This is a genomic window from Streptomyces sp. NBC_00154 (assembly GCF_026342835.1).
Taxonomy (GTDB): domain Bacteria; phylum Actinomycetota; class Actinomycetes; order Streptomycetales; family Streptomycetaceae; genus Streptomyces.
Window position 1 is genome coordinate 541,712 of record NZ_JAPEMI010000001.1, and the last position, 12,876, is coordinate 554,587.

The 12,876-nt window shown below is 66.9% G+C and carries 19 protein-coding genes and 1 pseudogene; 11 read left to right on the forward strand and 9 right to left on the reverse strand.

Going from position 1 to position 12,876, the window contains the following annotated elements; all coding sequences use genetic code 11:
- Nucleotides 1-490: 490 nt before the first annotated feature.
- Entirely contained in the window at nucleotides 491-1,018 is a 528-nt protein-coding gene (locus OHA03_RS02350; protein WP_267000199.1) for a hypothetical protein, read from the forward strand.
- Nucleotides 1,019-1,118: 100 nt separating this feature from the next.
- On the opposite strand, the gene OHA03_RS02355 is transcribed toward OHA03_RS02350, so the two are convergent.
- Nucleotides 1,119-1,541, reverse strand: a complete 423-nt coding sequence (locus tag OHA03_RS02355; protein ID WP_267000201.1) for a hypothetical protein — start codon at nucleotides 1,539-1,541, stop codon at nucleotides 1,119-1,121.
- A gap of 255 nt (nucleotides 1,542-1,796) precedes the next feature.
- Here OHA03_RS02355 and OHA03_RS02360 point away from each other — a divergent pair, with 255 nt between their 5' ends.
- The 4 genes and pseudogenes from OHA03_RS02360 to OHA03_RS02375 form a co-directional block, all read left to right on the forward strand.
- Nucleotides 1,797-1,943, forward strand: a complete 147-nt coding sequence (locus OHA03_RS02360) for a hypothetical protein (protein ID WP_267000203.1) — start codon at nucleotides 1,797-1,799, stop codon at nucleotides 1,941-1,943.
- A 21-nt stretch (nucleotides 1,944-1,964) separates the two neighbouring features.
- Nucleotides 1,965-2,267: a helix-turn-helix transcriptional regulator gene (locus OHA03_RS02365; RefSeq protein WP_267000205.1), complete on the forward strand. Its 303-nt coding sequence runs from the start codon at nucleotides 1,965-1,967 to the stop codon at nucleotides 2,265-2,267.
- Nucleotides 2,264-2,656, forward strand: coding sequence for a VOC family protein (locus OHA03_RS02370; protein WP_267000207.1), 393 nt, complete (start codon nucleotides 2,264-2,266; stop codon nucleotides 2,654-2,656). Before OHA03_RS02365 ends, OHA03_RS02370 begins: the two co-directional genes overlap by 4 nt.
- Before the next feature lie 145 nt (nucleotides 2,657-2,801).
- Nucleotides 2,802-2,981 (forward strand): annotated as a pseudogene (locus OHA03_RS02375) (hypothetical protein); the annotation flags it as partial.
- Between the two features lie 634 nt (nucleotides 2,982-3,615).
- On the opposite strand, the gene OHA03_RS02380 reads toward OHA03_RS02375, so the two are convergent.
- On the reverse strand, nucleotides 3,616-4,404 hold the full coding sequence (locus OHA03_RS02380) for a hypothetical protein (RefSeq protein ID WP_267000209.1): 789 nt from the start codon (nucleotides 4,402-4,404) through the stop codon (nucleotides 3,616-3,618).
- Nucleotides 4,405-4,483: 79 nt separating this feature from the next.
- On the opposite strand from OHA03_RS02380, the gene OHA03_RS02385 reads away from it, so the two are divergent.
- Nucleotides 4,484-4,966 carry a hypothetical protein gene (locus tag OHA03_RS02385; protein ID WP_267000211.1) on the forward strand — a complete coding sequence of 161 codons (483 nt, stop codon included), beginning with the start codon at nucleotides 4,484-4,486 and terminating at the stop codon, nucleotides 4,964-4,966.
- A gap of 98 nt (nucleotides 4,967-5,064) precedes the next feature.
- On the opposite strand, the gene OHA03_RS02390 is transcribed toward OHA03_RS02385, so the two are convergent.
- From OHA03_RS02390 to OHA03_RS02400, 3 genes are all read right to left on the reverse strand, one after another.
- Nucleotides 5,065-5,526, reverse strand: coding sequence for a hypothetical protein (locus OHA03_RS02390; protein WP_267000213.1), 462 nt, complete (start codon nucleotides 5,524-5,526; stop codon nucleotides 5,065-5,067).
- Between the two features lie 230 nt (nucleotides 5,527-5,756).
- Complete coding sequence (locus tag OHA03_RS02395) at nucleotides 5,757-6,323, reverse strand: YcxB family protein (RefSeq protein ID WP_267000215.1); 567 nt, start codon at nucleotides 6,321-6,323, stop codon at nucleotides 5,757-5,759.
- A gap of 41 nt (nucleotides 6,324-6,364) precedes the next feature.
- Nucleotides 6,365-6,526, reverse strand: a complete 162-nt coding sequence (locus tag OHA03_RS02400) for a hypothetical protein (RefSeq protein ID WP_267000217.1) — start codon at nucleotides 6,524-6,526, stop codon at nucleotides 6,365-6,367.
- An 84-nt stretch (nucleotides 6,527-6,610) separates the two neighbouring features.
- On the opposite strand from OHA03_RS02400, the gene OHA03_RS02405 reads away from it, so the two are divergent.
- Entirely contained in the window at nucleotides 6,611-6,844 is a 234-nt protein-coding gene (locus OHA03_RS02405; RefSeq protein WP_267000219.1) for a hypothetical protein, read from the forward strand.
- Nucleotides 6,845-7,158: 314 nt separating this feature from the next.
- Nucleotides 7,159-8,070, forward strand: coding sequence for a hypothetical protein (locus OHA03_RS02410; protein ID WP_267000221.1), 912 nt, complete (start codon nucleotides 7,159-7,161; stop codon nucleotides 8,068-8,070).
- A gap of 391 nt (nucleotides 8,071-8,461) precedes the next feature.
- Here the strand turns inward: OHA03_RS02410 and OHA03_RS02415 are convergent, their stop codons facing one another.
- Nucleotides 8,462-8,590 (reverse strand): hypothetical protein, encoded by a 129-nt coding sequence (locus OHA03_RS02415; RefSeq protein ID WP_267000223.1) that lies wholly within the window; start codon nucleotides 8,588-8,590, stop codon nucleotides 8,462-8,464.
- A 22-nt stretch (nucleotides 8,591-8,612) separates the two neighbouring features.
- Between OHA03_RS02415 and OHA03_RS02420 the strand changes: the two genes are divergently transcribed.
- Nucleotides 8,613-9,143 (forward strand): DUF5959 family protein, encoded by a 531-nt coding sequence (locus OHA03_RS02420; protein ID WP_323181137.1) that lies wholly within the window; start codon nucleotides 8,613-8,615, stop codon nucleotides 9,141-9,143.
- 416 nt (nucleotides 9,144-9,559) lie between these two features.
- On the opposite strand, the gene OHA03_RS02425 is transcribed toward OHA03_RS02420, so the two are convergent.
- The 3 genes from OHA03_RS02425 to OHA03_RS02435 form a co-directional block, all read right to left on the reverse strand.
- Nucleotides 9,560-10,117: a hypothetical protein gene (locus OHA03_RS02425; RefSeq protein WP_267000225.1), complete on the reverse strand. Its 558-nt coding sequence runs from the start codon at nucleotides 10,115-10,117 to the stop codon at nucleotides 9,560-9,562.
- Nucleotides 10,118-10,420: 303 nt separating this feature from the next.
- The gene (locus OHA03_RS02430; RefSeq protein WP_267000227.1) at nucleotides 10,421-10,885 is read right to left on the reverse strand and encodes an ArsI/CadI family heavy metal resistance metalloenzyme; all 465 of its coding nucleotides are present in this window, start codon (nucleotides 10,883-10,885) and stop codon (nucleotides 10,421-10,423) included.
- A 33-nt stretch (nucleotides 10,886-10,918) separates the two neighbouring features.
- Complete coding sequence (locus OHA03_RS02435; protein ID WP_267007902.1) at nucleotides 10,919-12,277, reverse strand: NAD(P)-binding domain-containing protein; 1,359 nt, start codon at nucleotides 12,275-12,277, stop codon at nucleotides 10,919-10,921.
- A gap of 129 nt (nucleotides 12,278-12,406) precedes the next feature.
- Here OHA03_RS02435 and OHA03_RS02440 point away from each other — a divergent pair, with 129 nt between their 5' ends.
- Together OHA03_RS02440 and OHA03_RS02445 are read left to right on the forward strand one after the other, a co-directional pair.
- Complete coding sequence (locus tag OHA03_RS02440) at nucleotides 12,407-12,640, forward strand: FAD-dependent oxidoreductase (protein ID WP_267000229.1); 234 nt, start codon at nucleotides 12,407-12,409, stop codon at nucleotides 12,638-12,640.
- Nucleotides 12,604-12,873, forward strand: a complete 270-nt coding sequence (locus OHA03_RS02445) for an NAD(P)-binding domain-containing protein (protein WP_267000231.1) — start codon at nucleotides 12,604-12,606, stop codon at nucleotides 12,871-12,873. The genes OHA03_RS02440 and OHA03_RS02445 overlap by 37 nt, the downstream gene beginning before the upstream one ends.
- Nucleotides 12,874-12,876 lie beyond the last annotated feature (3 nt).

Here is a 12,876-nt window from a genome sequence, read left to right on the forward strand (position 1 = left end):
ATCGGCAGGTCTGGATGCGTGACCACAAAGATCATGTACGCGACTGCCGCTGCCGTCCCTACCGCCGCGAGCGCCAAACCGATCAAGGGTTGGGCACGGCTGACGCCCTGACGGGAGGCGGCTCGGCACTCGATGAATCCCCGGACAACGCCTGTAAGACCGATTGGCAGGGCAAGCGGCCACACAACCATCCAGAAGGGGCAGCAGAACCAGCACACGACGGAAGCTCCGTCGAAAACGACGGCCAGTCGCGCTCTGCCGCCAGTCACATCATCACTACGTGTCACGCGCTGATCAAAGCAGCACAGATATACGGCTCAACAACCACCCCGACCATTGGCTCACCAATCTTGAACGGCCCGAGGAACCATCGTGCGTCCGCCGGAACGGCGCAAGGAGCTACCTCCCCGGGCTACCGCTCTGGATCCGTTCGGGCCGGTTGGCGCCATCGACGCGCACAGCCGACCTTGCTCCCTCTACGCTGCTCCGCGTGGACTCCGCTGGAATGGCACCTGCCGAGCCCCGCCCACTGTTTCTCGTCGGACTCGCCGAGGCCATGACCCTGTTGCAGGAGGTCGGCACCGCAGCCCGCGCCCCGGCCGCCACAGTGGTCAAGGGTAACCTCACCGACGGCCCCGAAAGCGTCCTCCTCCAGGAACTCGAACCCGCCCGCGCCGCACTGGCCGCCCAGGAGACCAGCCGGGTCGACACGGCGCTGGACGATGCCCGCAGTCGGCGAACCTTCGCCGCCGGGCTGGATGAGGTCTGGGAAGCTGCCAGCACCGGGCGCGCCGCGATGATCGCCGTCGAGGAGCACTTCCAGCCCACCGTTCGGCTGACCGACGGCCACCTCACCCCGCTGAGCGGCGAACCAGAGGGCGGCTGGGAGGCCGGCGTTCGCGAGGACATCGTCGACGAACTCGTCGAGACTGCCCTGGACCACGGCACCGAAGTGGTCTTCCTCCCCGACGACCGTCTCACCGAACATGACCGGATTGCCGCAGTGCTGCGCTACTGAACCCCGCTCGTGGCCCTCACTTCTCGTCGGTGCGGGCGCGGAACGCCATGGGCCGGGGCTGTGGGCCCCATCCATAGGGGCCCCGGCAGGATCCGCCCGCCTAGGCGCAGCCCGGCGGCTCGTCCTCGGTCGGTACGAATTGCATCGTGGGCGTCCCGACGGCGTCGAAGTTGGCAGTGTCCGGGCCGATCAGGGTCATGTAACCGGCCAGCCTCTGGCTGTTCTGCGAGGGTTGCTCCCCCTTGACCTGCTCGACACCGGGGAACACGGAGTCGAGGACCCACCAACGGCCGCCGAACTTCAGCCACTTGATCCCGCAGTGCGTATAGATGTCGTACGGATACGGCTTGTGCTGCTTGGGCTTGGCCGGCCCTTCCTGCCACTTGTCCTTCGCGACGGTGCGGGCGGGCAGGGTGGGGCCGGTGTACCCCTCGTCGCCCGGGTTGTCGGACGAGGACGAGCAGCCGGAGAGCAACAGCCCAGCGCTCAGGAGCAGGACAGCGACGTGGCGCGATACTTTCATGCTCCTCGGACGCTGCGGGTATGTGTTCCGTTCCGATCCCTGCCGTCCTCTTCTCGCCGGACGGCACCGAGTCGACGGCCCACATGGACAGCGCGGCGCTGATGCGCGAACACACCGACGCCTTCGTCCGCTACGCGGCGAACCCGGAACCGCTGGTGCGCCGGACGGCGATCGAGAGCCTGGGCCTCTTCCTCGACGACGGCGACCGCGCGGTGGAGCAACTGCAACGGCCGGCTGCCGGCCGAGAGCGGAATCGTGGAACGGCTGCTGGTCGTCCGGACGATGGCCAGCCTCGCGCTCCGGCTACCGGCCGCGCATGCCGCTGCCACGGCCGGGCTCGACACCCACGCCAACGGCGGGCCGACTCGGGACGCGGCGCACCTCGACTTGATAGGCAAGTGAGCAGTTGCCTATCCTGTGGTCGTGGACGACGACCTTTTCAAAGCCTTGGCCGACCCCACCCGCCGCACCATCCTCGACGAGCTCACAGAGAAGTCCGGACAGACACTGTTCGAGATCTGCTCGCGACTGAGCATGAAGCATCAGCTCGGCATCTCGCGCCAGGCGGTCTCCCAGCACCTCGCCGTGCTGGAGGCCGCAGGGCTCGTCGAGACCAGGCGGGAGGGCCGCTACAAGTTCCACGACCTGAACACGGCCCCGCTGCGGCAGATCGCCGAGCGATGGTTCGTGCCCGACACATCCGGACCGAAGGAGAGCACCCCATGAAGATTCATCTGACCAGTGTCTTCGTCGACGACCAGGCCAAGGCTCTGCGCTTCTACACCGAGATCCTCGGCTTCGTGAAGAAACACGACGTCCCGGTGGGCGAGAAGGACCGGTGGCTGACCGTCGTCTCGCCCGACGAGCCCGGCGGCACCGAACTCCTCCTGGAGCCCGCCGGCCACCCGGCCGTCAAGCCCTACCGCGACACCCTCGTCAAGGACGGCATCCCGCTCGCCCAGTTCGCCGTCGACGACGTGAAGGCGGAGTACGAGCGCCTGCGCAGCCTCGGAGTCCGCTTCACCCAGGAACCCTTGGAGATGGGCCCCGTCACCACCGCCGTCTTCGACGACACCTGCGGAAACCTGATCCAGATCGCGACAAAGCCGCAGTAGGCGGTCGGCCGCGTGCGGGGCTCGGCCGCGCCGGCGACCGGACCCTCGCCCTGGGGTTCGCCGGCGGCGTGGGCCTGACTCCGGAGTTCCTCGAAACCTCTCGGCCGGCACACGCACCGTCACGCACTCGTCCAACGGCGGCAAGCCCGTCCACCTCTTCCACCGGTTCGAGCCCAGCGAGCTGCGCACCGCCTTCGAGTGGCCCAACCACCGGACCGGCTACACCTCGACGCCCTCAACGCCCTCATGCGCGAAGTCGGCTTCCATCTCACGGCGACAGCCCGTGCTCACTGGCGAACCAAAGGCGCTTGTACTGCCACGATGAGGCGCCCACCCCAGCTCCTGCCCTTCTTCGAGATGTCGACATGTTTTCAGCATGTATCTGCATTAGTGGCAAATAGACGAATTCATGCGGCCGTTAGGCCAAGCGAGAGAGCCTGGACGAAAGGAAACGGAAGGCACAAGACATGCCTCCGGCGGGGGCGCTCAGACTCCGGGATGGACAGGGCCTGGTTGCGAGTGCCGGCCGAATCGTGGTGAGCGTCGTGGGCTTCCATCCCGGCCTTCTTTGCCCCAGGCAGACCGAGCAGTCGCGGCCCCCTCGCCGACGGGATCCGGGCCCGCATCCACTGTCGGCCTGACACCGAGTTGGGGGTGCTCGGGTAGTCAGGCACTCCTCGACTTCCGGCCCGCACTCTTCTTCGCCGCGGACTTCTTGGTGGTTCTAGCCAGTTCGTCCGACTACCGCGAGTGTGATGGCGGGCGGGACGAAGGATTCGCTGACGGGAGCGGTCGGCCGATCTCCGGCCAGGAAGTGCGCATGCGAATCTTGCTGGACCTGTATGCCCAGGTCAAAGGCTCGTAGTGGCGATAAGCGGACCGGTCTTGAAAGCCGTGGCTGCGCGAGCGCGGTAGAACAGCCCGGCCTCCTGTAGGGCACGTCCCGTGCACCACCGCTCTCAGGCACTGCCGCTCGGTGGGGCGACCCCGGCGACCTTCGACGCGCCCCGGCGCACTGGCCACCAGCTCCACAGGACGGACAGCAGCAGGATCGGGACGGTGGCCCAGGCCATCACCTTGAAGCTCGTCCCCCCGCCCCCGTCGTCAGAACCCATCAGCACAATCGGGAAGCCCCCGAGCGCGAGGGCCAAGCCCGCCACGAGCCCGGCGATGGGCTCCCAGGTCTGTGTGGCCCCGTTGGGTGTGGGTCGATACCGCAGCCACCACCAGTACGACAGGAGTCCTAGCCCGGAGGCCAGCGCCGCCACGGCGAACGCCCCGGGCAGCCGCCCGTCGTGGACGGGGGACCGATAGGTCTCCTGCGTAAGGGAACCGAACCTGATCGCACGGAGTTTGTCGTTCCAGTAGATGCCGGTCACACGGTCGCCGCGGCGCACGGAGTCGTAGACCTGCAGCGAGCCGGCCATGCGCACCCGGTGCTCGCCCCCTTCAGGACGGTCCGTATGACGCAGGGTGAGGAAGTATTTGTGGGTCTTCCCGCTGAAATCGGTCTTCTTGTCCGTGACGGTCGCCACGACGGCCGCCCGGCATGTGTCGGAGCGGGTACCGACCGGGCAGTCCGGCGCCGCGGCGTACGCCCGGTTGTCCCTCTCGGCGAGCGGTACGAGGGCGAACAGCACTCCCGACACCAGGACGAGCAACAGGCCGAACGCGCGAACGCGCCGCGCCCCTCCTGCGGATTGCCGGATACCTTCTCGTGCCCCGCCCACCACGTCCGTCTCCCCCACCGTTCCGTCGCCCTGGCATACTCCGCTCTCACAGCATCGTTCACCAGGCGGTGCACCCGGCATCAAGATGCCGTACAGATTGCCGGACACCGACCTGGACAGCGGCCCTGTACTCCTAGAGCCGATGCCGGACGGCATTAATGCAGATGATGGCGGCGGCATGTACGTCATCAGCGGCAGTACGGCCACGCTGACCGACTCCACAGTGGAGAACAACACCGCCCAATTCGGTGGCGGCATCAGCAACGAAGGCGGCGCCACTCTGAACCTGAGCCGCTCCACAGTGAAGCGCAACACCGCAATCGGCCAAGGCGGCGGCATCTACAACGGCGGCACGGTGAATCTGGCCTACTCCACGGTGGAGCGCAACACCGCAGAGGGCGGCCGGCACCGGCGGCGGCATCTACCAACAAAGCCCCAGCGCCACCGTCACGGTGGACCACTCCCACGTCCGCGACAACATCCCGGACAACTGCACTCCATCCAGCAGCGTTCCGGGCTGCACCGACTGACTCTGCGCGCAGCTTGTCGTACGGACGCACTTGCCCCCAGGTGTGCCTAGCAACGGAGAAGCTGCAGGTGAGAGGGGTTAAGGGGAGCCCTCTGAAGGAAGTCAAGCTGCACGATCGGGTGCGCGAGCGATTCGGACTCCTTGACTGGTCAGCCGTGCATCGCGGTGCTGTATACGTACAGGGCGACCACACCGGCGACACAGGCGAGGATCACCCATGAACCGAAACTGGTGTGTTTCCCAGTGCCTTTGGGCCGCGCGGCCGTCCCGGACCGATTGGGCCGCCCGGGCGCTGCCCGTCCCGGCGCGACCGGCTCCACATCAGCCGCCGCCTCGGCGAGCAGGCGACGGCAGGTCGCGGCGAGCACGCCTGTACCGGCGGAAAGGGGCACCACGGCTTCCGAACGCGCCGGAGCGGTGGTGCCGCCGTCCAGGATGCGTCCCGCGCGTACGAGGACCTCGCCCTGGCCGCCCGCCGGAGCGAGGCTGATCCACCGCCGTACATGCTCACCCCGGATGACCGCACCACCGGACCGCTCCCGATACACGGTGTGTTCCCGCCACAACACCCCCGCCAACTCCCCTGCGGTGTCCCTCAGTTGTGCGCTCAAAACCCCTCCCCCTCCGCCCTGCGGCGAATCGAACAAGCATCGCACTGTAGCGGCAGGCGCAGAGTGGGAGTCCAGCAGTCCCCCCAGCAGCCGGGCCCGCCCCGGGCATGGATCCAGTACTGCGGGGACACATCAGCCTGGTCACACGAGAGAGGCCGGCCAGGAGGCGGCGACCTCGACAGCGGAGGCAGCCGGATCGACCAGCCGGCGCCGGGTGCCTTTCAAGTTCGTCACACGCGAGTGGCGTGCTGGTCCAGGATGGCCCGCAGCCGGTCGATGCCCCCGGCCTCATGCACGCCCCGCTTGGGCAGGACACCGAGGTACATGATGTTGGGGTCCCTGCTGAGCAGGACGAAGTGACCTGCCGTCTCCCGGTAGCCCTGGTAGACGGACCACTTCTGAACCAACGTGCTGTGGTCGTTGCGGCAGGTGATCCCGGTCGGAGACACGGTGGCGCGGTACTCGCCCTGCCATCCAATGATCCGCTGCACGTGGGCGGCCTGCAGCCGCGGGTACCCCCACACCACCAGGACGACGAACAAGAACAGAACGGTCGAGATCACGTCGATACTCCCGCGGCCCACGGCGGCGAGCAGCCACTGCCCTACCCACAGTGTGAGGAACACACGCCGTAGCAGTAGCCCGGTCCGCTTGATCCGCTCGCGGACCCGCAGTCCGACCAGTGCGTCGGCAGACTGGGGTCGATACACCAACTGGACCGCGGTCTGCTCGTCCACGACATCGTCAGAGGTCTCCGCGCTGTTGTCGGTGCCTTCGGCACTGCGGCCCTCGGCCATGTTCCCTCCCCGGTACGAAGATCCGCGGATCATATCGAACCTCAGTGCCGGGGCGGACGGCCGCCGTCCCGGTTCAGGTGGCGGTCGAGTACGCCGCGCAGCCGATCGGTGTCGTCCCTGCCCAGGGCGCGCTTCGGCCGACAGTGCACGACGAGCAGGCACGGCGGGGGCGTCAGCAGGACGAATCCGGCGGCGGTCTCCACCGTGTGCCCGATCCCGCAGGCAACGTAGGGAAGCTTGACTGCAGCGTGAGCCCAGCGACCGTTCCCCATCCGTACCCTTGCGCCATGCGACGACAGGAACGAGTGGTCAAGGCAGCTCAGTGGCCGGCTGTCTGGGCTGCGGTCACCGTCGTCATGAGCTTCGTCACCAGGCTTGCGGACATCTACGCGGGCTGGATGCTCACTGCGGTGATGTCACTGGTGGTGGTGGCTCCGCTGTACTGGGCTCCGCCGCGGCAGGCCCGCAGGCTGCGCAAAGCCACAACCCGGAAGTCAGGCGACCGGCTCGGAGCTCCGTAGCTCGGCCCGACCTGGGATGATCCCCGATCAAACTTTCACCAGCCGCTGGCAGAACAACGATCGATTGCGGTGTGCCGCGATGCGGAAGGCCGCTAACCAAGTTGGCTGGTCAGGGGACGATTCCATGGATGTAGTGGACGGGACTTCTGAGGCCAGTGTGACGTTTGCTAACGCTCCTGCGCTTCCATAGATGAGGCTTGACGGCCTCTCAAAGATTCATACTTCATCCGATTTGGCCTCAATTACATATTTATCGCGCATTGGGTCGACCAAGAGCGAGATATTCCCTTGGGGGAACCTTGACGAGAAGTACCATGCCGAGACGCATATTGGCCCGGGCGCTGAGCGTTGTCGCGGCGATGACAGTCGCACTCATAGCCGCACCGCTGGCGGGCACGGCACAGGCCTACAGCGCGACGTCGGGAACGCTGAGCTTCAGCGGTGATCCGGGTGAGCCCATCTCAGGCGGTCAGTCGTATGAGTACACGGCCGGAGCGGTCCAGATGTTCGACGTCGGGGGCAGCAGGGACGAGAACAGCCTTACCATCGCGATAGATTCGGACCAGGGTACGCTCTGGCGTCTCATCATCGCCGCCCCCGATGGACAGAAGCTGACTGAGGGCATCACGTACGCCGGGGCGAAGAAATGGCCCTACGCCCAGCCGGGGGATCCGGAACTGGAGTTCGCAGGGATCGACAACGGGACCGAAAAAGGGTGTAACACCAACTCTGGCTCCTTCACCATCGAGCACATAGCTTTCGGCCCCTACGGCTACGTCCGCGAACTTGACGTCACCTTCGAGCAGTACTGCAACGGTTCGACGGTGCCTCTGCGTGGTGCAGTTCACGCAGTCATGCCCGAACCGCCGGCCGAACTCGCCATGACGATGAACACCGATCCCACTGGCACAGCGAACGTCAAGAACGGTCAGATCACCGTCGGTGGCACCGTGACATGCAACAAGCCTGCAAGCGTCTCGCTCACCGGCCAGGTCTTCCAGATCCTGAAGAAGGGGACGCCAGGCGCGTCCTACGAGACGACCGTGGCGTGCACCCCGGGCTCGCCCGTTCCCTGGTTCATCAAGCTGACCAGCCAGGACCCCAGCACCTCGTTCGAACCCGGCACCGCAACGATGCGCAGCAGGGCCCAGGCGGATGACCGGGACTACCCGGTCACTGTCGACACTGGGCAGCAGGAGTCAGAGGTCACGCTTTCCAGGGCCTGACCTCAGGTGGCCACGAGATCAACTGGCATCACTGGTTGACAGCAACGTGAGCGAACAGCCCCGATCGCGAATTCAAGCAGACCACTGAGCGAGTAAGAGTCGGCTCCACAGCAGGTGGCAGAACCGCGCTGCGTGCCCAATGGATCGGGGACCACGGGGAGCAGCGGTCGATCAGGGCGAGCACGAACGTGAACGGCCCCTGACCAACTTGGCTGGTCAGGGGCCAACTTCATCGCTGTACCCGCAAAGGCGGTGGGCTTTGAACCCACGGTGACATCACTGCCAAGACGTTTTTCAGGGGCGACAGCAGCTTGACTCACCCACTGAGACTCCGCCGCCCTGCAGTCAGTGGCCCCGCTCCGTCACTTCCCCAGCAAAAGAGCAAGACAACTCACAGCTCCAGGAGCTCGCGCTCGTTGTTGGGCACTCGGCGCGACAGCACCCTTGTCCCGTCTGTGTCGATCACCGTGCCGTGGTGCGCAGCCTTGGCGGCGTCCGTCCCCGCATAGAGCTCGGTCACCCGATCCTCCCTCGTCGATGGGTTGACTGAGCCGGAGTCGTTGCTGAGCGCCTGCCGTAGGTTCCCGGCCATGGACACGAATACACAGCCAGATGAGATTGAGCTGATCCGGCTGGCCGACCTCACCCAGAGCATCAGCGTTCGTCTACGTTCGACCGAGCCCACCCTCGAAACTCCGGCAGTCCGCCACTACGACGCGGAGGCCGTCGTCACCAGCGGCTTCGTGAATGGGACTGTCCACCTCGGGTTCGACTCCGAGGACCTCTCAGACTGGGGCCGGCTTCTCGACGCCATCGAAGAAGCCGAACAGGAGGCCGACCTCGACGAGCCGTTCACGGCGGACTGGCCCCGATCAGGCCGCACCGCCTACCTCCGCTTCATCGCCGAAGACCCCTACGTGGTCGAAGTACACGACGGCACCAGCACCCAGATCGTCGTCTCCGTGCCGCTCGACATGGGCGAAGAGTGGATAGCCGAATCCAGGGAGCGGCTCGCGGCGGCCCGAGCCGCTCTTGGCGTTGGCGCAGAGGATCACCCTGGCGCACGTCCCTGACCGCGATCTCGCCCTCTCGCACCACACTCCCAGTGTTGCGATCCACACGGCTCCTTTGACCATGCAACGGCTCCTGGCCGGGGCCGCCATCTGGTGAGAACTCGCTCAGGACGGCCACAAGACAAGGATTGGCCAGGCCGTTCATTGGTGATATGCGCTGGTACATGACAGACCTCAGAGGGCGGCAGCCGGCGAACTCGAAGTCGCCCTGGACCATGCGCCAGTCCAATAGCTCCGAGAGCAACTGTTGCAACGCTTTGCACCCGGAACAGTCCCCAGCATTACGCCCAGCACGCGGGTGTTGGTCACACTTCACGAGTGCCAGCCGGATCGTGGCGAGCGCTGTGGGTTCCCATCCCGACCACCTTCGACCCAGGCAAAGCCGAGCAGTCGCGGCACAGGGCGTCAGCCGTCGGCTACGCGGGAGGCGCGAAAGGGTTCCCGTTGGACGCTGATTGACTGTCTCGCCGCGTCCGCGGTGACGGGACAGGAGTCCAATCCGGTCCGCGGTGCGCCAGCCACCATCGTCCGATGGTGTGGAATTTCTCCTCGAACCTGCGATCCCAGCCGAGGACCCCAGTCATGGGCGCCCGCAGACGGGTACGGCAACCGCTGGCCTCATAGATCACGACGGTCCGCTGCCCCAGGGAAGACTCGGTGTGGACGCCTTGCACGTCGGACCACGGGATGATCCGGCGGCGCAGATTGTGCACGACGGCCGCCGATGGCGTGAGGGTGACCCCGTAGCGCGGGAAGACGATCATTGCCAACAACGGCATGGCGATCCACAGCCAAAACAGGTTGGCAGCCCCAAGGCTGAACGGATCCCCTCTCATCCCGTCCAAGATCTCGGTGATCTCGATGACAACACCGAGGACAGCAGCGGGCAGAAGGGGCAGCGCGCACTGGAAACGGGTCCGCCGGTAACGGATGCGCTCCGGCGGCGAAGCCTCGGCCTGCGCTTGCTTAACCAAACCCCACCCCACTGCACCGTGCAGCCGCCGCTGCGCATGATCGCCGATGCAGCATGTCGGAGCACAGTCGCTCTGTCCAGATCCCCCGCGCAGCGTGCCCCCTGCGTGCCCGTTCAGCGGGAGACGAGCGGAGAACCACGGGGAACCACGGATGGGTGGGCACTCCCCCGCAGATCAACGACGCCGCAGCTCAGCAGGCGTCCGCTCTGGGTGGCGCACAAGGCGGGAAGAGCGGCGCGAGGCCGCGACCGGTCCCCTGTTCCGGTCGCGGCTTCGTGGGTATGGAGGTCGGTCATCGACGGATCAGCAGCAGCCACCGGCGGCGACAGGTTCGGTGGGGCCGGGTTTGTCGGCGGCCGGGCCGGCGCAGCACGTACTGCCTTCCTGCTTGGTCAGGGTGTCGGCGTCGGCCTTGACGACGTACACCTCCCAGGGTTCCTGGCCCGGGCCGTGGACCCAGACCTTGTCCTGGAGGGCGTAGCAACAGGTGGTGTCGTTCTCCTCGGCCGTGGCCAGACCCGCCTCGCTCAGGCGGGTGGTCGCGGCGTGCACGGCGTCGGTGGATTCGACCTCGACACCGAGGTGGTCCATGCGGGTGTCCTCTCCCGCGTTGCCCTCGACAAGGACGAGCTTGAGCGGAGGCTCTGCGATGGCGAAGTTGGCGTAGCCGTCACGGAGTTTGGCGGGCTCGGTGCCGAAGAGCTTGGTGTAGAAGGCAATGGACGCGGTGAGATCGGGGACGCGGAGGGCGAGCTGTACGCGGGACATGACGAGCCTCCTGCTGTGTGAGTGGGGTGTGGATCAGCAGCCGCCGGAGGTGGCCGGGGCACCGATGCCGATCTGGAGGGTGGTGGGAGCCGCGCAGCAGACGCCGCCTTCGCCGTCCGCCTTGGTGGCTTCGGGCTCGTCGAACAGGCCCGCGCCGCCGCAGACTCCGGTCTCGGGGAGGGTCAACTCGACTCGCTCAGCCGCCTCCTGGTCTCCGGCGAGGGCGGCTGCGATGGAGCGGACCTGCTCGTAGCCGGTCATGGCGAGGAAGGTCGGGGCCCGGCCGTAGCTCTTCATGCCGACGAGGTAGATGTCCTTCTCCGGGTGCGAGAGCTCGTTGACGCCGTGCGGGTAGACGGTGCCGCAGGAGTGGACGTTGGGGTCGATCAGCGGGGCCAGTTCGACCGGAGCCTGGAGACGATCGTCGAGACCGAGACGGAGCTCTTCGACGAAGGACAGGTCGGGGCGGAAACCGGTGAGGACGATGACCTCGTCGACCGGGCCGAGGCGGCGGCCGTCTTCGGCCACGAGCACCAGCTGCTCGCCGCTCCGCTCGACCGCCGTCGTACGGAAGCCGGTGACGGCATCGGCGTAACCGTCACTCACGGCGGCCTTGGCGGCGAGGCCCAGTGCGCCGCGAGCGGGGAGCTGGTCGGCTTCGCCGCCGCCGAAGGTGGAGCCGCTGATGTCGCGCCGCAGGATCCACACGGCGTGCGTGTTCGGGACGTCCTTCGCCAGGTCTGCCAGGTAGGCGAGGGCAGTGAACGCAGAGGCGCCGGATCCGATGACGGCGGTGCGCCTGCCTTCGTAACGGGCGCGTACGGCCGGGTCCTTGAGATCGGGGACACGGTAGGAGATGCGGTCGGAAGCGTTGAGCTCACCGAGAGCCGGGAGGCCGTCACCGCCGATGGGGCTGGGTGTGGACCATGTGCCGGAGGCGTCGATGACCGCGCGGGCTGTGATCCGCTCCTCGGTCCCGTCGGCGCTCAGGATATGCACGGTGAAAGGCTGCTGCTCGCGGTCGGCATCCACGACCCGGTCGCGGCCAAGGCGGGATACACCGGTGACGCGGGCGCCGAAGCGGACCATGTCGCCCAGGGTGTCGGCCAGCGGCTGGAGGTACCGCTCCGCCCAGTCGCCGCCGGTGGGGTACGTGGCGCCGTCCGGCTTCACCCAGCCGGTTGGGGCGAGGAGCTTCTCGGCCGCCGGGTCGACGAGCTCGGCCCAGGTCGAGAAGAGGCGTACGTGGCTCCACTCCCGTACCGCGCTGCCCGCACTGTCTCCGGCCTCCAGGACGAACGGTTCGATGCCGCGCTCGACGAGGTGGGCTGCGGCAGCCAGGCCGATCGGACCGGCTCCGATCACAACGGTGGGCAGGTCGGTGGTGGGCACCCCAGTAATCGGCACAGTCACGATGACTCCCGGTTGTTTCGACATCCGTCGATGGCTTGTGCGGCCAGCATGGCACCTGATTCGATGAGCGTCAACATAGACATGAGTCGAAGCAGGTGGAGTTTAGTAATGGAACATCTCGATGTCGCTGTCATCGGCGGCGGACCGTCCGGCCTTGCCGCCGCGTACGCCCTGCGGAAGCAGGAACTGAAGCCGGTGGTGCTGGAAGCCTCTGGGCGGACGGCCGACTCCTGGCCGCACTACATACGACAGCCTCACCCTGTTCTCCCCGGCCCGGTACAGCTCCCTGCCCGGCCTGCCCTTCGGTGGCGATCCGGAGGTACCCGCACCGCGACGAGGTGATCGCCTACCTACTGCGATACGCGAACCAGCTGGACGCCGACATCCGCACCGGTCGCCGCGTCAGCGAGGTCCGGGCGGACGGAGACGGGTTCGCGCTGGCACTGGAGGACGGGTCGCGCCTGACGGCACGCGCAGTAGTCGCGGCCACCGCCGGCTTCGGTCAGCCGAACCGCCCCGCCCTGCCGTCCTGCACGTTGCGGACTACCGGGCCCCGAGCCCTCGCCCAGCGGTAGACG

What these genes read in the sequence shown, in the direction of transcription:
- OHA03_RS02355 (WP_267000201.1), bottom strand. Translation starts at nt 1,541, where the DNA reads ATGAAAGTATCGCGCCACGTCGCTGTCCTGCTCCTGAGCGCTGGGCTG.
- OHA03_RS02370 (WP_267000207.1), top strand. Translation starts at nt 2,264, where the DNA reads ATGAAGATTCATCTGACCAGTGTCTTCGTCGACGACCAGGCCAAGGCT.
- OHA03_RS02395 (WP_267000215.1), bottom strand. Translation starts at nt 6,323, where the DNA reads ATGGCCGAGGGCCGCAGTGCCGAAGGCACCGACAACAGCGCGGAGACC.
- OHA03_RS02405 (WP_267000219.1), top strand. Translation starts at nt 6,611, where the DNA reads ATGCGACGACAGGAACGAGTGGTCAAGGCAGCTCAGTGGCCGGCTGTC.
- OHA03_RS02410 (WP_267000221.1), top strand. Translation starts at nt 7,159, where the DNA reads ATGCCGAGACGCATATTGGCCCGGGCGCTGAGCGTTGTCGCGGCGATG.
- OHA03_RS02430 (WP_267000227.1), bottom strand. Translation starts at nt 10,885, where the DNA reads ATGTCCCGCGTACAGCTCGCCCTCCGCGTCCCCGATCTCACCGCGTCC.
- OHA03_RS02440 (WP_267000229.1), top strand. Translation starts at nt 12,407, where the DNA reads ATGGAACATCTCGATGTCGCTGTCATCGGCGGCGGACCGTCCGGCCTT.